This window comes from Dethiosulfatarculus sandiegensis (assembly GCF_000931935.2).
In the GTDB taxonomy this organism is placed as follows: Bacteria; Desulfobacterota; Desulfarculia; order Desulfarculales; family Desulfarculaceae; genus Dethiosulfatarculus; species Dethiosulfatarculus sandiegensis.
This window is the reverse complement of record NZ_AZAC01000018.1, coordinates 1-22,715: the sequence shown is the minus strand read 5'-3', so window position 1 is coordinate 22,715 and position 22,715 is coordinate 1. Positions and strand designations below refer to the sequence as shown.

Here is a 22,715-nt window from a genome sequence, read left to right as displayed (position 1 = left end):
AGGGCGATTTCGCCCCCATATTTCCCAAAGAATAGGAGTAAGTACGCTGCGTCAGCATCTGCCCGCCTTAAAAAACCGTCGGCAGGCTAATTGGCAACCGTTTATTTACAGCCGTTCCAGCAGGTTTGCCGCTTTCCTTTTTGTTTAAAAAACAGTTTTCTAAGCGTGGCAAAACTAAAGCTTTTGTCAAGCCGGGGCATAAAGCCCATCGGCGGCCTGAATAATCCCTATTAATCTTTATTTACTATTACTCTACTCACAGATCTTCCGGCTGCCCATTATTTTCTGTTTCTATCCCGGACAAAGAACAGCAGGTCAAAAAGTGTTTTACCTCAATACCCATTTCCCGGGCCGCATCCAGGGCTCCGTCCGAGGGGATGGCGAGCACGTTGATCCCCATCCTCACCGCCAAGGCATCGAGTTCCTTTCGGTAGCGCCCTCTGGGCCTGGCGCAACCCAGGTGATGCCTGGCCCGGGGCAGTCTCTGCCTGGCGTGGGCCATGAAACGGGCGGCCTCATGAACCGGTACAGGCTCTGCGTGCTCAAGAGGGGTGCCCACAAGGGGCATAAAAACCACGAAAACCACCCTTTTCACATCCATATTCACCAGGATGTCCAGGGCCTTTTCCTCGCTTTTCATGCGCCCTTTGTAAAGGCCCAGAATAATGTGGGGAGCAATCTCAAGCCCTGCCGAACGGCAGGCGTTAAGCGCCCTTTCCTGGCCCTTCAGCCCCTCGGGCTGGCGCAGGATCTCTTTCGCGGTCTCTTCGTCTCCCACCACATCCACCAGGCCCTGGCTCACCCCGGCCTTTTTCAGGGCCCTGGCCATGGGTTCGTCTATATTGGCCACATGGGCGGTGAACACAAGGCCGGTGCTCTGGGAAAGTTCCTGAATGGCGGGCAGCATCAAATCCCAGGGCAGAAGCCCTTTTTTATCGCTGCCGCCTGAGAGAAGCATGCCCTCCTGCCCCTGGTCCCACATCTTTTTCCCAAGCCTGACAAGCTCTTCCGGAGTTTCTGCGGCAGGCATGGGTTCCAAAAGTTTACCATTGCAATGCAGGCATTTGATGGCACATTTTTTGCCGGTCAGACTCACCGCAGGATACCGCCCCCGCCTTCCGTACGCCACAAACATTCCCGGAGTATGGATGGCAAGCTCGGGGCCGAAATGCTCTCGCGATATTTCCCTGGCCTGATCTATCAGGTGATTTAAGTCTTGTTTCACTTGGCTTTTTTTGCCTTTTTTCTTTGCGCGCCCGCCCAGGCGGGCCAGGTTCCCTTCATCAGCTCTTCAAAGGGGGCGACTCCCCATTTTTCGCTTAAAAGCCTCCTGGCTTTAAGGGCTCTTGTGAGATAACGCCCATAGCGCAGCCGCAGGTTTTCCTCATATTCCCGGGCTTCTTGCATATCACCCCGGGCCAGTGCCACAGCGGCTTTGCCCGCCTCCTGGCCGGAAAATACAGCCTGGGGTATGCCGCCGCCGGTTACGGGATGGGTGAGCCCGGCGGCATCACCGGCCAGAATTACATTGCCCTTTAAAAAGGAATCAACCGGTCCTGAAACAGGAATGGCCCCGCCGCCCCTCCCAAGAATTCCCGGCTTTATAAGGCCTTCAGCGAGCATACGCTCCCTCAAGGCGGCCAAGGCCTTCACCGGCCCGGCCTCGGGCAAACAACCCAGGCCAAGGTTGGCCACATCCCCCCTGGGGAACAGCCAGCCATAACCGCCTTTTATCTCGGGATCAAAAAAAATCAGGGTCCGATCCACAGCTGCGGTCAGGGGAACAACCACCTGCACCCCGGTTAAAAGTGAAGGTTTTTCAACCCCAAGCTCCCGCGCAATCTGACTGCCTGCACCCAAGGCCAGCACCGTAGCCTTGGCCTTAATCTTTTCCAGTCCGTGGGGCAAGCGAATCTCCGCCTGATCCCCGGCAAGGCTCTGCACCCTGGCCTGGGTCCAGATCTCGGCCCCCGCTTTGGCGGCCATGACGCCCAGGTGAAAATCAAAAACCTGCCGGTCAAGCACCCAGCCCGGGCCGGGAGTGCGGTGCTTTTCTTCACCGAGCCAGGATTCCATACCAACAATATCCTGGACCTTGGTCTTTTCAGGGATATCCAACTCCAGGGAAAGGGCCCGGGGCACAAACTCGGCGCAATGGGGCAAGGCGCCGATACGCCTTTTCTTCTCCACCAAAAGCACCCTGGCCCCCAGGGAAGCCGCCTGCCGGGCGGCCAGACAGCCCGCCGGGCCTCCGCCGGCCACCAGGAGATCAACTTCCCTAACCATTTGCCATCTCCCTTGCCACCTTGGCTATGAGCTCGGTGGTCATGAAGGTCTGGTGTTCAAACTTGCCCACATAGGCCTCCATGCCCTTGCCCAGATCATAGCAGGTGGTGGAATCCAGGCAGATCAAAACTCCCCTGGCCTTGGTCTCTTCCATTTCAACCTGGTGCTTGCAGTAAAAGGCCTCGCAGCAGGAACCCACAAAATGCCTGCCTTCGGCTGCGAGTTGTTTGATAACCTCGATCAGATGCTCAAAGCTTTGAATGGAAAAAGGCTCCATACCGGTCTCATCGGCCAGGTCGTACATGGGGGCGAACTGACAGTCACCACATCTGGCGCAATCAGGCACAAAACGGTAATCGCAGTCCACCGGCTTGGAGCAATAAGGCAGCAAGAGTGCGGTGGCCTTCAGTTCCCGCATCTCGCAAGGTTCCATATTCACAAAGAAAAGCTCTGCCGCCTCTATTTCATTATAACGGGGTGAAAGCACCTTGCGTGAACAGGCGCTTTCCACAGCCAGGGCCACGCTGGCAGGCGGTATGCCCAAAAGCTCGCCGCCGGACTTTTCAAAAAAACCAAGCACCAGGTCCCTGATAAGCTCGGGCTGAGCCTTTTTCCCCATGAGTTCACACTCTAGGTCGTAGATCAGCCTTTGGGGAACACTGAAAAAGTCGCCGGTGATCAAGGCCTTTTGCACCAGGCGGCCGCTGTGGTCCAACCAGAGGTTGACGATCAGGGTGCCGTCGTCGGTCTGCAGGATCTGGCGCAGCCAGGAGGGCTTGCCCGTGTCCCCGCTTTTCAAGTACACCCACTCGTCAGACTGGAAATAAGACAACCTTTCGGCCAGTTCGGCCTTTTCAGCAGAGGTGAGACCCGAAGGAGTAAGCGCAAGCCCCAGGTCCTCGCTAAAGGTTTCGGCCAGGGATTGTTTAAGCTTCTCCATGTCAAAGGCGTCGCCGATCAAGTCCTTGACAAAGGCCATGCGGTCCATCAGGGAATCGATCTCTTTTTTACGCAGCTTTTCCACCGGCACCCTCAAGGCGCGCAGGAACTTTTCGATCTCATTTTCGATCAAGACCGTGCCTTGGAAAAGCATGCCCCCGTCTATGGAGAACCCGCCTGTACCCGATATTTTGCGGCCCTCGACCTCAATATCGTTTCTAGGGCGGAAAGAGGCGTCTACACCCAGCTTGGAATAGGCCCCGGCGGCCGAGGTGCAGATTTTTTTTAACGAATCCTCAAAACCCCGGTCAAAGGGCGAGACTCCCTGGGGAGCTATGATCTCCCATCCCAGGGCGGAAGTCTGAAACAGTAACGCACCGCCGCCTGTGGGGCGACGGTTTATATCTATCCCGTTTTCCTTGCAAAAATCCAGGCGCAGCTCCCGCTCTGCCTTTTGGTGATAGCCCAGGAGAGCAGCGTCCGGCTTAAAACGCAGGAAACGCACCGTGGGAGGGCTCACCCCCCTGCCGGCCCGGCTGGTAAGGATCTCGTCCAGGGCCATATTTTCGGCCGCGGTCAAAAGACCGGTGTCAAGTAATCTGTATTCAGGTTTATTTGTCATCAATCTTTGCTCTGCACAGGGTTTTCCAGTGTGTCTGCCACAGCTTGGGCCACTTGAGCCGCGCTAAAGCCCATTACCTCGCCTTGGGTGCGCTCAAAATAATCCAACACAACCCGGCTCAGCACCCCGGGCCTGGCCTTCTTCCCCATGAGCTCGCCTTCCAGATCATGAATCAATCTGTAGGGGGAGCAGAAAAAATCTCCTGAAATCAAGGTTTTTTGCACCAGACGGCCGCTATGGTCGAGCCATATATTCACCGTAAGGGAACCACTTTCAATATTCAGTACGTGGTGATACCAATAGGGATTTCTAGGCAGGCCCTTTTTGGCGAAGATCCACTCTTCAGACTGGAAATAGGGCAGCCTTTCGGCCAGTTCAGCCTTTTCCTCTTTGGTCAGGCCGCCCGGAGTCAAGGTAATTCCCAAATCTTCGGCAAAACCTTTGACCAAAACGGCTTTCAGGGCCTCCATATCAAAGGAGTCACCAAGATAATCCTTTAGAAAAGCCATGCGGTCTTTCATGGAATCTATTTCATGTTTTTGCAGCTTTTCCAGAGGCACGTTCATGGCCCGCATGAACTTTTCGATCTCATTTTCAATCAGCACAGTCCCTTGAAAAAGCATACCTTTTTCCAGGGTGAAACCGCCTGTGCCCGATATCTTGCGGCCATCAACCTCTATATCGTTCCTGGGCCTGAACCTGGCGTTCACGCCGAGTTTGCTCAGGCTCCCGGCCGCCGAGGTGCAGATCCGCTCCAAAGAGCGGGCAAAGCCCTGATCAAAGGGAGTCATACCCAAGGGAGCCATAAGCTCCCAGCCCAGGGAAGAGGTCTGAAAATAGGTTACGCCCCCTCCGGTGAGGCGGCGGTTGACATCGATGCCGTTTTCCCGACAAAACTCAAGATGGAGTTCCTGCTCCGCCCTTTGGTGATACCCCAGAAGCGCGGCATCGGGCTTGAAACGTAAAAAGCGCATGGTGGGTCGGCTCTCGCCCGCACCCGCGCGCCTGGTCAGGATCTCATTTAAGGCCATATTTTCAGCGGCGGTCAATAGACCGGTGTCCAGCAGTCTGTATTCAGCCATTTTCAATCTCTTTTTATGACGTATTGTTCGACATGGAGTTTGGGGTCGGCCTCAACGTGCAAGGTTAGTTTGAGCCTCTCTTCCACCTCTTCCAGGGCCTGACGCTCCTCTTGCATCAGTTCCTCGGCAACCTTGGGGTGCACGCTCAAATGGACGCTCTCCCCGGGCTCCTCGGCAAACTCCCCTTCCAGGGTCCGGAAAAGTTCAAAGCAGACGGTGGTGGGCTTTTTGATGTTGCCCAGGCCACGGCAGTAATGACAGGGTTCCTTTATGGTCTCGGCAAAGGACTCGCGCACCCTTTTTCTGGTCATCTCAACCAGGCCCAGGGCGCTCATGCCGAGCACCTTGGTGCGGGCCCGGTCCGTGGCCAGGGCCGCCTTAAGCGCATCCACCACCCTTTGCCGATGGCTGGGGCGCTCCATATCTATGAAATCGATAACTATCAGCCCGCCGATATCCCTTAAGCGGAGCTGAAAGGCTATCTCCTTGACCGCCTCCAGGTTGGTCTTGAATATGGTTTCTTCCAGATCGTGGCCACCCACATAGCGGCCCGTGTTGACGTCCACGGCGGTGAGGGCCTCGGTCTTCTCTATAATTATGTAGCCCCCGCTCTTGAGCCAGACCGAACGCCCCAAGGAGCGGCTAAGCTCGGTCTCCACCCCATAGGATTCAAAAATCGGCTCGGCGCCCTTGTAATGCTCCACACAGGGCATAAGCCTGGGGATAAAGTTGGAGACGAACTCCACCACCTGGCGGTACTCCTCTTCATTATCTATCACCAGATGATCCACGTCCCTGGTAAAGAGGTCCCGCACCGCCCTTAAGCTCACAGATAGGTCCTGGTGCAAAAGCGAAGGCACACCTGCCGTGTGCCTTCTGCGGTTGATCGCATCCCAAAGGGAGATAAGAAAATCCATCTCCGCCTTGAGCTTATCTTCTTCCTGGCCCTGGCTTACAGTCCGGGCAATGAACCCCCTGCCTTCGGGGCGCATACCCTCCAGCACACTACGCAGGCGGTTGCGCTCTTCCTCGTCCTCTATGCGACGGCTCACCCCCACATGGTCAATGGTGGGCATATAAACCAGATTCCGGCCGGGCAGTGTGATGTGGGTGGTCAGGCGGGCGCCTTTGCTTCCCAGGGGCTCCTTGGCCACCTGGACCATGATATGACTGCCCTGCTTAAGCAATTCCTCTATGCGCAGGTTGGAATTGGTGCGGGAAACAACCCCCACCGTATCCCCCACATCAGCCTCGCACTGTACATCCCCCACATATAGAAATGCGGCCTTGTCCAGGCCCACGTCCACAAAAGCCGCCTGCATGCCCGGCAAAACCCGGACCACCCGGCCCAGGTACACATTGCCGGCCAATGATCCGCGGCTGTGGCGCTCAACATTAATTTCAACACACTGGCCGTTCTCCACCAGGGCAACCCTGGTCTCGTAGTTCCTTGCATTTATCAATAAAGTGCAGGACAAAACATCAACCTTCCCGCCGGGCCTTGATCTTCAAAGCCCGCCCGGCCTTGGCTTGCCAAGGAGACAGACCCAGTACGTTTTCTAATATTTCATAGGGCTTTGGTCTTCCACCGGCCGCTTTGGCCAAAACCATGAAAAGCCCTTGTTCCTCAATTTTCAATTCCTTTACCGATGCCTTGAGATCCAAGGTGCGGTTGCCCTTAGGCGTTTTACGCACCATGGTAAACTCGCTTGCCTTTTCAAAAGCATCCAGGGCCTCCTTGTCAAAGGACCCCATATTACTAACCATATAGGTAACTTCATGGGGTTCGGCCAATTTTTCACCCGGCATTTTCGGCCTGCCGTCTGCCAGGCAAAGACCCAAGGGAAGCACCCAGTTGACTCTTTCGGCTATCTCATCAACCCGGCCCAGCTCATAAACCCCCACTTCAAGGGTCTCCACCAGGCTCTCCACCCCCAGGGGCAGGGCTGAATCGGTCTTAAGATGGGGATGGGGATGATAGCCCCGGCTGTAGGCCAACTCCACCCCGGCCCTTCTGAAAGAACGCACCAGCTGGCTTATCATCTCCAAGTGTCCTTGATAACGGGCCGGGCCGGTCTTCTCCAGCCTGAACCTTAACACCCGCAACTCAGACTCAGGCCTTTTCAGCGCCTCGAGGGGCTGGGGAGGAGTCTCGGCCAGACGGGGCAGGATGTTCTTATGATCGCAGACCCCGCAGTTGGTGCAGCGCTCTTTACGGCAATCGCCGGTGCGCTCCTGGGCCAGAGACTTGTTGCGTTCCTTGAGCAGGTATTTTTTAGTGACCCCCACATCTATATGATCCCAGGGAAGCACCTCTGCGGTGTCGCGGGGGCGTAAGTACTCCTCCACCGTGAGTCCGGCCTTTTCTATGGACTCAATCCAGGTGTCAAAACTGAGTTTCTCGCTCCAGCCGTCAAAGCGGCAGCCCGCCTTGACCGCCAGTTCCAGCACCCGGCTCAGACGACGGTCGCCCCTGGAGAGCACCCCTTCCAAAAGGCTTTGCCTGGGATCGTTCCACTTGGCCTTTACCGCCGGGTCGCCCAGGCTGGATTTGGCCAGCTTCAGGCGGCGGTAGGACTCTTCCAAGTCTATCTGACCCTCCCATTGAAAGGGAGTGTGGGGCTTGGGCACAAAAATGCCGAGGCTGGAATTGACCAGTGGTTTTTTACCCCGGCCCCTTTTGGCCCCTTTTTTACCGAGTGCGGCCACCTGACAGGAGAGGCGGCCAATGGCCTCCAAATCCTCATCCGTTTCCGTGGGCAGCCCCAGCATAAAATACAGTTTCATCAGATTCCAGCCCAAGCCGTAGACCCTGGCGGCCATGGAAAGAATCTGCTCTTCGCTCAAGTCTTTGTTGATCACCTGGCGCATGCGGCCGGAGCCCGCTTCCGGGGCCAGGGTAAAGCCGGTCTTGCGAACCCTTTTGATCTGGTTCATCAACTCGTCCGAAAGGGAGTCAACCCTCAAGGAAGGCAAACTCAAGCTTACCTTTTTCTGCTCCAGGGTGTCCATCAGGGCCTTGGCCAGGGCATCGATACAGGTGTAGTCTCCAGTGGACAGGGATAAGAGGCCGACCTCCTCCAGGCCGGTTTTATTCAAACCATCTTCCACCGCCTTGACCACCGTATCGGCCTTGCGCTCTCTGACCGGACGATAGATAAAACCGGCCTGACAGAATCTGCACCCCCTGGTGCACCCCCTGGCCACTTCCACGCCGAGGCGGTCGTGAACCGGCTTGACCACGGGCGAGACCACGGTTTCAGGCGGCTTTTGGGAATCCATATCCGCCACCACCCTGCGCCTCACCTTGGTAAACTCCGGATCAAGGGGTTTTATCTCTTTTAAGCGCCCGTTTTCATATAAAGGCTCAAAAAGGGCGGGTGCATATACACCCTCTATGCAACTGGCCTCGCGGTAAAGGCGGCCTCTTTCCCATGATTCCTCCTTGGCCTTGATGAAAACATCCATCAATGGGCCCATGAGATCCTCGGCTTCACCCACCACGCACAAATCCATAAAATCGGCGACAGGCTCGGGGTTCACCATACAGGGGCCGCCGGCTATGACGATCGGTTGTTTTGCACCCCTTTCCTCTCTGCGAAAAGGCACCCCAGAAAGTTCAAGCATCTTAAGCACATTGGTGTAAGTCATCTCATATTGAAGCGAGAAACCAATAACATCAAAAGTGCTTAGTTCGCGGCCGGTTTCAAGCGACCAGGGGACCATGTCCTTTTCGGACATGAGGTCCATCAGGTCCACCCAGGGCGCGAACACTCTTTCGGCGGCCACATCAGGCCTTTTTGCCAGGCAGTCGTAAAGGATCTTGATCCCCATGTGGCTCATGGCGATCTCGTAAATTTCGGGAAAGGCCAGGGCAAAGGTCAGCCGGATTTGCTCCGGATCCTTCACCACCTGGCCCGCCTCCCCGCCCAGGTAGCGGGCAGGCTTCATAACGGTGTTTAAAAAAGATTGTCTGTTCAAATTATTCAGTCCGGCTCCCTAGCCGTAAGCAGGCGCTCAGCCGCTGCCAGGCGTCCCTCCAAAAGGGAGATATCCGCCTCGGCCAGCTCTGCACCTTCCTTTTCCAAAAGAAGGGACAGCCTGTCAAGGCGGGCGCGCAGAGTCTCCAGAGTATCAGCCGCTTGCGCCGCCGCCATTGGCTGGTCAGAGGGCTTCAGGGTTAATTTAAGGGTCTCTTTCCAACGCGGTATATGGAAATCAACCTGGGGAAAACGTTTTTTAGCTTCAGCCTTGAATATTACCGCTGAACTTTCCTCGCCATGGGTGAGGTTGACTCTCAATCCCGGATGAACTATTTTATCAAGCCAGTCAAGCAGTTCAGCTTGATCAGCGTGGGCTGAGAAGCCTCCAATAGTGTGAACCTGGGCTCTAACCGCCACTGGCTCACGGAATATCTTTACCACCTTGGCCCCTTCCACCAGCATGCGGCCGGTGGTTCCCTGGGCCTGGAACCCGACAATCACCAGGTGGCAATTGGGCTTCCAAAGGTTGTGTTTCAAATGGTGTTTTATGCGGCCGGCGGTGCACATGCCGTTACCGGCCATAATCACCGCAGGCCCGGTGTATTCGTTAATGGCCCGGCTTTCATCGGTTCCCGCAGTAAATTTCAAGTTGGGAAAATTAAGCGGCGTATCGCCTTTTTCCAAAATGGCCTGGGTCTCCCGATCAAAATATTCAGGGTGCTCCCTGAATATGCGGGTGGCGTTTATGGCCAAAGGAGAATCCAGAAAAACCGGCATATCCTTGGGCAGTTGATCATTGCGCCAGGCTGCGGCCATAGTGTAGATCAATTCCTGGGTGCGTTCCACGGCAAAGGCCGGAATAAGCACCTTGCCCCCCTCCTGATAAGCCAGGTTGATGACCTGTAGAAGTTCTTTCTGGCTGTCTCCCAGGGTCTTGTGCCTGCGGCTGCCGTAGGTGGTCTCCATAAAGACGGTGTCCGGCCGCGGCATCTGAGCCGGGTCCGGCACGATCAATTGCCCCGGCCTGCCCAGGTCGCCCGAAAAGCCCACCCGGTGAATTCCCTTGTCACCCTTCAAGGTGATATGCAGACTGGAGGCCCCCAAAATATGGCCCGCCTGCACAAAGCAGACCTCCACTCCAGGTAAAAGCTCCCGGCTTTTATCCATGGGTATGGGTTCTATAAGCGCGCCGGCATCTTGCGCATCTTTGGTTTCGTAAAGGGGCTCCACTGTCCTTTTACCCCGGCGGGAATTTTTCCTGCTCTGCCATTCGGCCTCCATCTCCTGGATATGGGCCGAATCCAGCCAGAGTATGCGCAAAAGATCGGCTGTTGCCTTGGATGCGTATATCGGGCCGTTATATCCTTCACGCACCAGGCGCGGCACCAGGCCGGAGTGATCAATGTGGGCGTGGGTTATGAAAATGGCCTGAATCTCCTGGGGCCGGTAGCGGTGGGTTTGCCAGTTTCTGGCCTCCAGTTGCCGCCCTCCCTGATACATGCCGCAATCCACTAAAAAGCGTACGTCAGGATCCACTTGCACCATATAGCAGGAACCTGTTACCGTGCGAGCCGCACCCAAGCATGTGATCTGCATGACCCCTCCTTAATATTGCCATGTCCTTTGGTTTATAATAAACCAGTATAACCGGCCTTGAGTTGCCGCATTGTCCATGTTAAGAGGAAAATATTATATGGAAGTCAAGATTTGAGCAACTAAACTTACCATTTACCATACAATACCCAGGGAGCTTTTCGCTTTTTCACCTTTTAAATCCCAAAAGAGGCAACATAGTGGATAAAATTGAAAACCAATATGTGATAGACGCCCTGAACTCCCGGGAATCCTGGCGGATGTTCAGGATATTGAGCGAGTTTGTGGACGGTATTGAGCAGATGAGCGGACTGCCGCCGGGAGTGAGTATATTCGGCTCGGCCAGGGTAATCCCGGGAAGCCCGGAGTATAACCAGGCGGAACAGGTCGGCAAGCTGGTTTCTGAAGCCGGATTCACCGTAATCACCGGCGGAGGCGGCGGCATCATGGAAGCCGGCAACAAGGGCGCGGCCGAGGCGGGTGGGCACTCGGTGGGCTTGAATATCGAGCTGCCTTTTGAGCAAAGTCCCAACCCCTATGCCAATGTGCGCTTGAATTTCCGTTATTTTTTTGTTCGCAAAGTAATTTTTGTTAAACATTCCGTGGCTTATGTGGTCATGCCAGGAGGGTTCGGCACTTTGGACGAACTGGCCGAGGCGCTTACCCTGATCCAGACCCATCGCATCAAGCCTTTCCCCGTGATACTGATGGGTTCCGACTATTGGGGAGGCCTGGTGGACTGGTTCAAGGATAAACTCATGGGCCAGGAAAAAATAGGCCCCGGAGATCTGGACCTCATCAGGGTGATGGACGATCCCCAGGAGGTTGTGCGGGCCATAAAGCAGACGGTCATATTGTAATTAATCTAAAAATAAGGTGTGAGACCGAAGGCTTTGCCTTGCGTCTGCTCAAGCAACCGGGTATTAAGAGCCCGTGGTCATAAAAAACCCTTATGAGTAGCGCAAGGGTTCCCCAGGCAAGCACTCTTTGGGTATATTTTTAGTTTCCTTTTTTCTAAAGGAAACAAACCGATCATCAAAGGTTATCCGCTCAGAGGCGTGTTATCCCACGATCCGCGCTGATCAGTCAGGGACCTGTGCTGAAAAAAGGGGATGCGGGCTTGAATTAAAAAAGGGAGGACTACCCCCCTTTTATCACCCAAACGCTCCCCGGGAGGTGGCATGTGAATCGGGTCAAGAAGTTTGGCGGCTATTTGGCTGTCTTGTTTTTTACTGTAACCATTTTAACTCTGGGCTTGGGCGGAAACGCCTTCACGAAAGGAAAAAACCCCATGGTGAAACTCACCACCAACAAGGGCGAAATTGTATTGGAACTCGACCAGGATAAGGCCCCCGATACCGTGGCCAACTTTCTGGGTTATGTTAAAGACGGTTTTTACGACGGCACCATCTTCCACAGGGTGATTGACGGCTTCATGGTTCAGGGCGGCGGCTTCACCGAGGATATGCAGCAGAAACCCACCAAGGACCCCATCAAAAACGAAGCTGACAACGGCCTTAAAAACAACAAATACACCGTCGCCATGGCCCGCACCCAGGATCCCCACAGCGCCACAGCCCAGTTCTTTATCAACGTGGCTGACAATGAATTCCTGAACCACAGCGCCAAAGACATGCAGGGCTGGGGTTATGCGGTATTTGGCAAGGTCGTGGAAGGCACCGAGGTGGTGGATGAGATGAAAAACGTGCCCACCGGCCGCAAGGGCTGGCACGATGATGTGCCCAAAGAGACCCTGATCATTGAAAAAGCCGAGGTGGTGGACTAGTGCCCCGAACCTCCGGTTCAAAAAGCAAAAAAACCGTCCGCCCTGCCAAAGAGCGGGTGCGGGCGGTTTTGACCGAACTTGCCAGGCTCTATCCCGATGCGGCCTGCACCTTGGACCACAAGGGCCCCCTGCAACTTGTGGTGGCCACCATACTCTCGGCCCAATGCACCGATGAGAGGGTGAACAAGGTGACACCGGCTTTATTCGCCCGCTTCCCCCGGGCCATTGATTATGCCGAGGCGGATATAGCCGAATTGGAAGAAATGATCCGCTCCACCGGTTTTTTCCGCAACAAGGCCAAATCAATCAAGGGCCTGGGGGCCAAACTGGTGGAAGAGCACAACAGCCGGGTTCCCCAAACCCTTGAAGAGCTGGTGAAATTGCCCGGCGTGGGGCGCAAGACAGCCAACGTGGTTCTGGGAGACGCCTTTGACACTCCGGGCATAACCGTGGACACCCACGTGGGCAGACTGAGCCGCAGACTTGGATTTACCAGTCAAAAAGATGCGGTCAAGGCCGAGTTTGAACTCATGGAGATAATCCCCCAGCCCGAGTGGACCACCTTCAGCCACCGCATGATCCTCCACGGCCGCAAGGTCTGCCTTTCCCGCAAACCCAAGTGCGGTGAGTGCACTCTAGCCGCCCTGTGCCCCTCGGCCGAACTTTAAAAGAAACACCGCAAGCCCGGCCGAGTTGCGCACCGCATCACAAGCCATTCAACCCAAGCGAATCTTTTCCGCCCTTTTTGTTACAAGCTTGCTCACTAGATGTTCGTAGACCAGGGCTTTGATACCCGTGAAATTTTCTCCGTGCTCCCTGTAAAAGGCATCCGGATCATCAAAAGAATGGTAGTCCCGGGTTACGCCTTCCTTTTGGATGTAGGTGTCCCCACCCTTCCAATCTATCTCCGGATTCCTGAAATTTCGGGTGGCCACGCCATATCCGCTGAACGTCCCCGATACATGGGGGAACCTGGCCTGCAGGGCCCTTAAGTATTTTTTATCCACGATCAGACCCTCCAGATTCAGCCATCTCCCCTGGTAAAGCACCTCTGCCCAAGTGTGAATTACGTTTTTGGGAGCCAGATAAAACAGCCCCCCGCTTACCACGCCTTTTTGTATTACCCTGTCCACGGTGAACCCGTGTAAACGGCAGGGTATGCCGACTGACCTCAACAAGGCCATGAACAACGTGGCCTTGGTGTTGCACTGGCCAAACCCATCCCTTAAAACCTCTGATGCAGGCATGCTGTCCTTTGCATTAAAACCAAAGACTATTTCATTTTGCACATAAACGTATATGGAGCCGATCTTGTCATACTCGGAAAGGGCCTTCCACTTTCTTTCCCGCACAAGATCAACCAGGGCCGGGTGGGAAAAATCAAGCAAATCCGTTTCCCTAAGATATCTGTGGTGGTTATCTGCCATCTTGCCCTCCAAATACAGCCAACCGGATCGGCTTCCCGAACTTGGCTTAAAAGAGCTAAAATCAACTCACTTTTTTGGAAAGATTATCTTCACCTACAGGCCACGGCTTGAACAAACCGGCTATCTTTGAATACTTCAGAAGGAGAGAGACCGAACATGGCCTTAAAGGTTCTGCTTAAATGGGCAGAATCGGCAAAGCCCGTTTCATAGGCGGCAGTGGTGAAGGAAGATCCCCGGACAACAGCCTTTACAGCCATAAGCAGCCGCCGCCACAGCAAATATCTCCTTACCGGAATACCGATCTGTTCCTTGAAGAGATGGATAAACCTGCCCTCGGACAGATGGACTTCGGCTGCGATCAGGCTTAATGATATTTTCTTGACCGGCAACTGTTCTATGAGGGTGACAGCTTTCTCAATCCTGGGATCAACAGGCGGCACGAGGCAGTATTCGCCGAGCAATTTGGCGAATATTTCATTAATCAAGCCGCCAACCTCCAGGCAGGACACCCCTTGATCAAGGCTGTTTCGCAGCCTTACCAGATCATCGGCAAAAAACTTGACCTCAATACCCTTGATAGGTTCTCTGGTTAAATAAAGCGCTGCTATTCGCCGGGTGATCTTTTCCTCGGGGTCCAAAAGTAAAATCACCTGGCGGCCATTTTTCCCTTCCATTTGATGGGGGGAATTAGAGGCTATAGCAACCGCTTGAAACAATTCATATTTGTCGGCATGGACAATTTCAAACGGTTTATCCAAAGCAAAGCTCAGTTGCACGGCATAATGCCTGTGCTCCGCATTATCCTGGACGCTGCCCAGAAACAAGGCTTGGCTGGGCCAAAAATAAAGGGATGATTTTTTCATTTCACCGTCACCGGATCAGAACAATAAAAGCTTTGCATAATAGATCTTCTATCCAGCCCGACAGTCTACGGCAACTTAAATCAAAACCTGGATCAAATCCATTTCCACTTGCTGTTTAATCTTTTTACGGAAGGGCAAAATTCCCTTTTTCAAGAGCCCGAATAAACGAAAAAAAGACACTCGGAGTAAAAATCTCATGATTTATGGTAATAATAGTTTTTTTAAGCCGTTTCCCCGGCCTGCACCAAAATACAAGGCGCATGCCGACGTTTTTTCACGGCGAACGGCGATATTTTAAAAACCAAATAAAACCGAACCAGTCGGCAAGGAAACCCGCTGCCTTGCCTTTACAGGAAAGTGAAGCTCCACCTATGGACAAGGAAAGAATTTTTGTAGTGGTTCTGGGCACGGACCAGAGAGGCCTGATAGCCCGGATCAGCACCCTTTTATACGACCATGACTGCAATATAGAAGACTTGCAGCAAAAAGTAATGGACGGCACCTTTGTGATGACCATGCTGGCCGATGTGACCGGCTGCAAACAGGGCATCAAGGAACTGCGCACCGCCCTGGAGAAGCAGGGTGAAGAGATGGGGCTCACCATCATGGTTCAGAACGAGGCCGTATTAAAGGCCATGCAAAGGGTGTAACCGCCATGAGTATCAATCTGGAAGAAGCCCTTGAATCCGCGGGCATGATCCTGTTTCACGATTTTGACATCAGGGCCGTCACCCTGGGCGTAAACCTTAAGAACCTGATGCACCCCGAGGCTGAACGCATGGCCGAAGCCTGTCGCGAGAGGCTTACGGAATACGGCTCCAGGCTGGTCACCCTCGCCCAGGATGTCAGCGAGGATCTGGGTCTGCCGATTGTGAACAAGCGTCTTTCCATCACCCCGGCCGCCTGGCTCACCGAGCCCTGCCCGGAAGATGACGCCCCGGTGATCCTGGCCAAGGCCCTGGATCAGGCTGCCATGGAAGCGGGCGTTGACTTTGTGGGCGGTTTCGGCGGTCTGGTGCAAAAAGGCCTTACCAGGGCGGACAGCCGTCTTTTGGAATCCCTGCCCGAGTCCCTTTCCCAAACCCAAAGGGTCTGTGGTTTCATGAACTTGGCCACCACCAAGGCCGGGCTTAATATGGACGCCCTGGTGCGCCTGGGTGAAATCTTAAAGGATATGAGCGTGGCCGCCCCCGGTGGTCTGGCCTGCGCCAAATTTGTGGCCTTTGCCAATGCGCCCGAAGACAACCCCTTTATGGCCGGAGCCTTTCACGGGGGCGGCGAGCCGGACTTTTCCCTTAATGTGGGGATCAGCGGCCCGGGTGTGGTCAGGGCCGTGGTGGACAAGCACCCCGACTGCGACCTCACCACCTTGAGCGAGGTCATAAGGCGAACGGTCTTTAAGATCACCCGGGCAGGCGAGCTGGTCGGGCGGGAGCTGGCCAAACGCCTGGGTGTGAGCTTTGGGGTGGTTGACATCAGCCTGGCCCCCACCACTGCGGTTGGCGACAGCGTAGGCCGCATTCTGGAAGGTATTGGGCTGGAGCGCACCGGTGCTCCCGGCACAGTTGCGGCGTTGGCTCTTTTGATTGATGCGGTTAAACGCGGCGGGGCCATGGCCAGCGGCAATGTGGGAGGCTTAAGCGGCACCTTTATTCCGGTCTCGGAAGACCAGGCCATGATCGAGGCTGTGGAATGCGGGGCTTTAAACCTCGAGATGCTGAAGGCCATGACAGCGGTCTGCTCTGTGGGGCTGGACATGTTCGCGGTTCCCGGCGACACTAAAGCCTCCACTTTGTCGGCGGTAATTGCAGACGAGTTGGCCATCGGCATTGCCAACAACAAGACCACCGGCGTGAGGGTCATCCCCGCCCCCGGCATGAAGGTCGGAGACTCGGTGGACTTTGGCGGGCTCTTGGGGCGCGCACCGGTGATGGCGGTGAGCACCTTTGACTCCAGCCGCTTTGTAAAACGCGGCGGACGCCTGCCCGCGCCGATCAAGGCCTTGCGCAACTGAGACCAGACAGAAATTCCAAACTCCGGGCCTGACCGGGCCCGGAGCCAAATTGCTCACCATATGCGCCGGAATTTAACCAAATAAAAAGAAAATTCTCCTGATCGGCTTTAACTGCCATAAAAGACAGAACCATCAGGCGCCACCCGGGACAGAGGCGCCTTTCAGAAATGGCTAGGGGGTGTGCGCTACTTGGTGTCTTCTTCCTCACCCGCCTTGCGGTAGGCCTCCAAAGCCCTCAAAGAGGCGGCGTCCATCTCCTGTTTGACCTGAAATTCAGCCTGGCGGCGGGGCAATTCCTTTAGGGTAACCAAGTTATTATCAATCAGCACCTCAAACAGGTCTTCCACTTGGTTCCAGGTCACCTCGGGCATGACCTTTAAGGTCCGGGCCATGATGCTGCCGAAACTGGTCTTGCCGTCAATCAAGGTCAGCGCCTGATGGGCCAGGGCCCTCACTCTGAAGGATTTCCCGGAATGCTCGTCATCCAGGCGATGGATACGCTTACCCTTGTATTCCATGGGTGAAAGCCTGACTCCACCGGCCAGGCTCGGCACCAGGCGGGACCAGGGCCGGGCCCCCAATTCTCCTCCCCCGCCACCGGCCATGATAAGGCAAAGGGTCTGGTCCCTGCCCTTTTTAGTTAGGGTTATGCTCTGGGCATAAGCCTTGATAAGATGCAGCCCCAAACCCTCGGCGTCACCGTTTTCCAAAACCGAGTCCAGGGAATAGTCCTGGTCCTTTTCCGGATCATAGGCCAGATGATCAGTGGTAAAGCACAGTTCCAGCCCGTCCGGCAAAACACCGAGTTCCAGGCGGCACTGGCCGGGGTAACCGGTCAGGGTGCATTGGCTGGTCATATGCATGAATAACTCTTCAGCCACCAGTAGACAACGGTCCAGGGCCCGGTCCGCCATACCGCAAAGCCTGGCCATATTGGCGCAACAGGCTGTCACACTCTCCAGATAATCTTGCGAGCATGGAGTGATCAGGATCAATCTGTCTTTAAACGGCATGGACAGGGAATCAGTCATTAAAGGCTCCCAAAGGGTTTTTGCCGCCAAACCGGACAGGCCTTTACCTCAGTTGTCTTAGGACTCCTCCGACTCCTGTTCCGAAGGATCCAAAACCAAAGCAGCGCCGTCCACCAGGGCCCTGGCCACCTTGGCCCGGGCGGTTTTTACGGTCCTTTGCACTGTACCCCGGCTCACGCCCATCTGCTCACCAGCTTCGCTCTGGGTAAGGCCCATGAGATCACAGAGGCGCAGGCATTCCAGTTCATCATGAGCCAAGGTGATTCTTTCCACCATACCCATGGGGACTCCGGCGGGCCTGAAAACGCGACCGCAGCCGATACAATTGCAGATTCTGGGTTTTCTTGGACGGGACATGGAAACTCCGGTTTTGTGTTATAGCTCAAAACATATCACCCAAACCGCCCAAACGGCAAGTCGAACAGGGATAATAGCCTCCATAAGACAAAGCCCTTTGCTTATCCCGGAAGACCTGCTTTTGGCATTTTACGAAGAAGCGTGACAAGCCCGCAAATCAGGCCGTTAAAAACAAACGCATACGCAATTAGCTCAATATGCTACACTTTTTTTATAAGCCTACAGCCAGAAGATTTAGACCTGCCTGAAACTGTAGACAGGAGGTTTTCTCAATCTATCTATCTGGAAGTAAAAGCAATTTTACTGACAGCCACGGCAAAACAATTTACAAACAGGCGCTCACGATGATCTTGCAAACTCAAAACAGACCTGACCCGGAACTCTTCTTGGAAACCTGTTTCAAGATGGAGGCAAACCCCGAGGTCAAGGGCCTTTTGGCCCTCTTGCCAGAGGGCAACAACTTTAGCCCTGAAGACCTGGACAAAGGGCTGAAAAAACTGAAAACACCGATCTTTGGCGGTGTTTTCCCCGAGATCCTGCACAAAAAAAACCGGATGACAAAAGGATTTGTGCTGGTGGGGTTATTGCAAGAGCCCAGGATTGCGGTCATTGGCCCTTTAAGCGACTCGGAGCAGGATTTCGGCAGGGTGCTGGAGCGTAATTACCCGGTTAAGTCTGCCGCGGGATGCATGTTCGTATTTGTGGACGGTTTTGCCACCAGAATCAACGATCTGATCGAAAGCCTGTTTGACATCTTCGGCCTGTCCATAGACTTCCTGGGAGGCGGAGCAGGTTCGCTGAACATGACTCAAAAGCCTTGTATCATCACCAATCAAGGCCTTGTTCAGGACAGAGCGGTTCTGGCTTTCATGGAGGTCAAAAGCGGCACAGGGGTCAAACACGGCTGGGAGGTGGTGACAGGGCCTTTCAAGGTAACCAAATCCGAAAAAAACACCATTCTAACCCTGGATGGTGAACCCGCCTTTGGGGTGTATAAAAGGGTGATTCAAAAATACGCCCAGGCCATGATCAGTAAGAACAACTTCTTTGACTTGGCCAAAAATTTTCCCATTGGCATCACCAGGCTGAATGCTGAAAAACTAGTAAGGGATCCGGTCAGAGCCAGGCAAGACGGTTCCATTGTCTGCGTGGGCGAAATTCCCTCACAAACCTACGTGCATATTCTGACCGGCGACAACCCGTCTTTAATCCAGGCCGCCAAAGAGGCTCTTTTACAGGCCAGAAACAACTACGCCAACGGCTGGCAAAAAAAACCGGTTGTGTTCTTTGACTGCGTAAGCCGGGCTCTTTTTCTGGGTGACCACTTTTCCGAGGAAATGGATGCGGTCAACAACCCGAACACTCCTCTCTTCGGTGCGCTGACCCTGGGCGAGATAGCCAATTACGGAAAGGACTACCTGGATTTTCACAATAAGACCGCTGTAATAGGTGTTTTGGATATATGAACTCCTCCTGTTCGGAACAGATCCAGGTTCTTTATGAGATAGCCCTCGCCATAGGTGAAGAGCTGGATCTGCAAAAAATGCTCGGCAAAAGCTTGCGAACTTTTTTACGCAAACTCAACTGCTTTGCCGGGGGAGTTATTTTTTTTCATGAAAACCCTTCGGATTCCTTTATCCCAAAACTGATCCGGTCCATCCCCCAAAATCTTGAAACCACGCCCGTATATCAAACAGCCGAAAAAGAAATTCCCCGGATCATGACCAGGTCTCAAAAAGAAAACCTGCATAAAAGCATGCCCTTGACGGGCATAGCGGCAACTGAAGAATATTATTACTACTTTGATCTCAATCCATGGGGTGTTCTGTTATTGATGAAAAGTGGTTCCCCCTTGGAAAAAACAATAACGGAATCCCTGCCCCCTCTGGCTCGTAAATTGGCCCTGGCCATTGGGGCATGCATTAACAATAAAGATCTTTATGCCTCCTGGGAAAACCTGGCCAAGGCGCAGAATAATCTGGGCATGAGTGAGGCCCGCCTGCAGGCGATCCTGGATACGGCCCCGGATGCCATTATCTCCATGGATCTGGACTTCAGGATTACATCATTTAACCCTGCGGCGGAAAAGCTTTTTGGCTTCATGGCAAAAGAGGTGATCAACCGTCCCTTTGATTCCCTTTTGCTGACTGATTATGAAAAAGACACAGAAGACAATATTGAGACCGGCCGCAGAAAAGACGGTTCCACTTTTCCTTTTGAACTGCACCTGGGCCAGGTGAGTCTGGGGGGACAACCCATTTTAACCGGTTTCATCAGAGACGCCACAGCCCGAAAGAATTGGGAAAAGGCCCTGGCCCGGCAGGCCCAGGACCTGGGCGAAAGGGTAAAGGAGCTTAACTGCCTTTACAGTATATCCAAGCTCTTTAACGAAGAACAAACCTCCACTGTCCAGATCCTGGAAAATGTAGCGCGGCTTATCCCGACGGCCTGGCAGCACCCCACAGATACCTATGCCAGAATCAGTTACCAGGGCAGGGAGTATACCTCCAGCAACTTTATCGAACCCAAATGGTGCCTGGAAAAGCCCTTAATTAGCCAGGGCAAAAAAGTAGGCTTGATCCAGGTGTGCTGCGGGAGAAATCTACCTAATTCCGATCAGGAGCCTTTTTTGCGGGAAGAGGAAAACCTGATCCAGACAATCAGCGATCTTTTAAGCTCCTTTCTGGAACAAATACAGGTTCAGGATATTGTCAGGCGCACGGAAAAAAGATACAGGCATCTTTTTGAAAGCATGGGCGATTTCCTGGTGGTGCACGATCTTGAAGGACGCATTATCACTGTAAACCCCACTGTCACCAAAAGTTTGGGATACACAGAAGAAGAGATGGTGGGCAAGATGATTTCCGATTTTATTCCCGAGGCATATCGCAACCTTTTTCAGGAAAAATACCTGCCTGCCATACACGCTCATAAAAGCGTCAGCGGGACCATGCTTCTTAAGGGAAAAGACGGGGCAAAGCATACCATTGAATACAAAAATTCACTTACAGAACAAAAGGACGGCACGATCTCCATAAGCGGAGTGGGCAGGGACGTTACCGAGCGCCTTAAGGCGGGAAAAAAGCTGGCCCAGGCCAGGGAAAGGGAGCTCAGTATCGGCTCCCGCATCCAAAGGGAGTTATTGTTGGGGCGTCTGCCCGGCTTGCTCGACGGAGCCAGGCTTTACGCGCTTACCATCCCCTCCAGGGGAGTCGATGGAGATTTCTTTAACTTTATCCAACACAGCGACCAGTGTTTTGACTTTATTCTAGGCGATATCATGGGAAAAGGTGTGGCGGCCGCCCTGTTGGGCGCAGCGGCCAAAAGCCAGTTTGAAAGGGCCTTCAGCCACCTTTCAAATAAAACCATAACCAGAAACCTGCCCCTGATCCAGGACATAGTCACATATGTCAATCAGCGAATGGTGGAAAAGCTCATGGACCTGGAGAGCTTTATCACCCTTTGTTATGCCCGCGTGGACCTGAAAAGCGGCGTCCTGGAGCTGGTGGATTGCGGACACACCAGGCTCATACATCATAGAAAAGGGCAAAAAGAAGCCGATCTGATTATGGGTTTGAACATGCCTTTGGGCTTTAGCAAAGATGATGAGTATGTGCCGATAGCCTTGTCTATCAGGCCCGGCGACACCCTGCTTTTTTATTCAGACGGGGTCACTGAAGCGGAAAATCCCAAAGGGGAATTCTTTGGCGAGGACAGGCTGGCCGACCTTTTGGTTCAAAAATCAGAGAAAGGCGCCAGAGAGTTGGTGGAGACTATCCGTGACCAGGTTGTCAGTTTCCAGGAATCTGAAGCCATGTCCGATGATCTCACCTGCATGGCCCTGAAAATATATGAGCCGGATAAACCATTGATCTGCAATCAAAGGGTTTTTCCCGCCAGGCTTGATGCATTGGATGAAATGAGAAAATTTCTCAGAAATACCTTTACCCACACCGTTGCACCGGGACTAGACAAAGAAGCCCTGTACCAACTGGAGTTGGCGGCCCATGAAGCCTGCGCCAATGTGGTAAAACACGCCTACCAAAACCAGGCAGACCAAAATTTCACCATGCAAGCCGAAGCCTTTCCCTGCCGACTGGTGGTTAAAATCAACCATCAGGGCAGAGTCTTTGACCCAACCACCGTTCCCCCTCCTCCCCTGGACGGTTCCAAGGACAGTGGTTTTGGCCTTTACCTTATCCAACGCTCGGTAGATGCCATTGAACACAGAAAAGACAACCAGGGGAGCTGGATTATCCTGACCAAGTATCCCACCCTGGAAAAAGTGATTCACGAAGGCGGCTGAAAAAATAAAATTCTCATCATCCCTTTGTTTTCAGCCCGCTGTTTTTCCTATTCCATTGCCGGTTATCCCACCAAAACGCTGTTGCGGTTACTTTTTATTAATACAATTATCCCTTATACGATGTCTTCAGGAATGAACAAAAGACCGAAAAGGCTGAGGAAAAGGAGAATCCATGATAACGTAAGATATTTTTCGCTTTTATAAGTAGGCGGTGGTCTCCGTATGGTGAAATGAGAGTTGCTTAAGATTACTCACACCAAACGAAAGGACCACCACCTTGGACAAGGATAACACCAAAAAGCTCGGGCATGTCGTACATATCGACGAGGGTAAGATTCGGGGCCATTTGGACGAAATGGTCAGGGGCACAGTGGAGCAGACCTTAAACGATTTACTGGATGCCGAAGCAGATAGACTCTGCAATGC

18 protein-coding genes and 1 pseudogene are annotated in these 22,715 nt (G+C 53.7%); 8 read left to right on the top strand and 11 right to left on the bottom strand.

The window, feature by feature from the left end:
- Positions 1-256 precede the first annotated feature (256 nt).
- From X474_RS13820 to X474_RS13790, 7 genes are read right to left on the bottom strand one after another with little or no spacing between them, the layout of a single operon-like run.
- Positions 257-1,225, bottom strand: coding sequence for a radical SAM protein (locus X474_RS13820; RefSeq protein WP_044349726.1), 969 nt, complete (start codon positions 1,223-1,225; stop codon positions 257-259).
- Positions 1,222-2,286, bottom strand: a complete 1,065-nt coding sequence (locus X474_RS13815) for a geranylgeranyl reductase family protein (RefSeq protein ID WP_044349724.1) — start codon at positions 2,284-2,286, stop codon at positions 1,222-1,224. The genes X474_RS13820 and X474_RS13815 overlap by 4 nt, the downstream gene beginning before the upstream one ends.
- Positions 2,279-3,847 (bottom strand): lipoyl protein ligase domain-containing protein, encoded by a 1,569-nt coding sequence (locus X474_RS13810; RefSeq protein ID WP_052515209.1) that lies wholly within the window; start codon positions 3,845-3,847, stop codon positions 2,279-2,281. Before X474_RS13810 ends, X474_RS13815 begins: the two co-directional genes overlap by 8 nt.
- Positions 3,847-4,929 (bottom strand): lipoate--protein ligase family protein, encoded by a 1,083-nt coding sequence (locus tag X474_RS13805; RefSeq protein WP_052515208.1) that lies wholly within the window; start codon positions 4,927-4,929, stop codon positions 3,847-3,849. Before X474_RS13805 ends, X474_RS13810 begins: the two co-directional genes overlap by 1 nt.
- 2 nt (positions 4,930-4,931) lie before the next feature.
- A complete protein-coding gene (locus X474_RS13800; protein WP_044349723.1) occupies positions 4,932-6,407 on the bottom strand; it encodes an Rne/Rng family ribonuclease in 1,476 nt (491 codons plus the stop codon).
- A 4-nt stretch (positions 6,408-6,411) separates the two neighbouring features.
- Positions 6,412-8,910 (bottom strand): TIGR03960 family B12-binding radical SAM protein, encoded by a 2,499-nt coding sequence (locus X474_RS13795; protein ID WP_052515207.1) that lies wholly within the window; start codon positions 8,908-8,910, stop codon positions 6,412-6,414.
- A 5-nt stretch (positions 8,911-8,915) separates the two neighbouring features.
- Positions 8,916-10,508 (bottom strand): MBL fold metallo-hydrolase RNA specificity domain-containing protein, encoded by a 1,593-nt coding sequence (locus X474_RS13790; protein WP_052515206.1) that lies wholly within the window; start codon positions 10,506-10,508, stop codon positions 8,916-8,918.
- Positions 10,509-10,705: 197 nt separating this feature from the next.
- Here X474_RS13790 and X474_RS13785 point away from each other — a divergent pair, with 197 nt between their 5' ends.
- From X474_RS13785 to nth, 3 genes are all read left to right on the top strand, one after another.
- A complete protein-coding gene (locus X474_RS13785; protein ID WP_231688330.1) occupies positions 10,706-11,365 on the top strand; it encodes an LOG family protein in 660 nt (219 codons plus the stop codon).
- A 431-nt stretch (positions 11,366-11,796) separates the two neighbouring features.
- The gene (locus X474_RS13780) at positions 11,797-12,291 is read left to right on the top strand and encodes a peptidylprolyl isomerase (protein WP_082464370.1); all 495 of its coding nucleotides are present in this window, start codon (positions 11,797-11,799) and stop codon (positions 12,289-12,291) included.
- Positions 12,291-12,959 carry an endonuclease III gene (nth, locus tag X474_RS13775; RefSeq protein WP_044349719.1) on the top strand — a complete coding sequence of 223 codons (669 nt, stop codon included), beginning with the start codon at positions 12,291-12,293 and terminating at the stop codon, positions 12,957-12,959. Before X474_RS13780 ends, nth begins: the two co-directional genes overlap by 1 nt.
- A 48-nt stretch (positions 12,960-13,007) precedes the next feature.
- On the opposite strand, the gene X474_RS13770 is transcribed toward nth, so the two are convergent.
- Both X474_RS13770 and X474_RS13765 read right to left on the bottom strand, forming a co-directional pair.
- Positions 13,008-13,718, bottom strand: a complete 711-nt coding sequence (locus X474_RS13770) for a transglutaminase-like domain-containing protein (RefSeq protein WP_044349717.1) — start codon at positions 13,716-13,718, stop codon at positions 13,008-13,010.
- Positions 13,719-13,807: 89 nt separating this feature from the next.
- Complete coding sequence (locus X474_RS13765) at positions 13,808-14,581, bottom strand: helix-turn-helix domain-containing protein (protein ID WP_052515205.1); 774 nt, start codon at positions 14,579-14,581, stop codon at positions 13,808-13,810.
- A gap of 341 nt (positions 14,582-14,922) precedes the next feature.
- Here X474_RS13765 and X474_RS13760 point away from each other — a divergent pair, with 341 nt between their 5' ends.
- Complete coding sequence (locus tag X474_RS13760; RefSeq protein WP_197282101.1) at positions 14,923-15,231, top strand: ACT domain-containing protein; 309 nt, start codon at positions 14,923-14,925, stop codon at positions 15,229-15,231.
- 5 nt (positions 15,232-15,236) lie between these two features.
- Positions 15,237-16,595: a PFL family protein gene (locus X474_RS13755; protein WP_044349715.1), complete on the top strand. Its 1,359-nt coding sequence runs from the start codon at positions 15,237-15,239 to the stop codon at positions 16,593-16,595.
- A 185-nt stretch (positions 16,596-16,780) separates the two neighbouring features.
- Here the strand turns inward: X474_RS13755 and X474_RS13750 are convergent, their stop codons facing one another.
- On the bottom strand, positions 16,781-17,626 hold the full coding sequence (locus X474_RS13750; protein WP_156360763.1) for an ATP-binding protein: 846 nt from the start codon (positions 17,624-17,626) through the stop codon (positions 16,781-16,783).
- Positions 17,627-17,683: 57 nt separating this feature from the next.
- Positions 17,684-17,983: a DUF134 domain-containing protein gene (locus X474_RS13745; protein WP_044349712.1), complete on the bottom strand. Its 300-nt coding sequence runs from the start codon at positions 17,981-17,983 to the stop codon at positions 17,684-17,686.
- Between the two features lie 344 nt (positions 17,984-18,327).
- On the opposite strand from X474_RS13745, the gene X474_RS13740 reads away from it, so the two are divergent.
- The 3 genes and pseudogenes from X474_RS13740 to X474_RS27615 form a co-directional block, all read left to right on the top strand.
- On the top strand, positions 18,328-19,449 hold the full coding sequence (locus X474_RS13740) for an FIST signal transduction protein (RefSeq protein WP_052515203.1): 1,122 nt from the start codon (positions 18,328-18,330) through the stop codon (positions 19,447-19,449).
- Positions 19,446-22,289, top strand: a complete 2,844-nt coding sequence (locus X474_RS13735) for a SpoIIE family protein phosphatase (RefSeq protein WP_044349710.1) — start codon at positions 19,446-19,448, stop codon at positions 22,287-22,289. Before X474_RS13740 ends, X474_RS13735 begins: the two co-directional genes overlap by 4 nt.
- Positions 22,290-22,566: 277 nt before the next feature.
- Positions 22,567-22,715: pseudogene (locus X474_RS27615) on the top strand (IS256 family transposase); the annotation flags it as partial.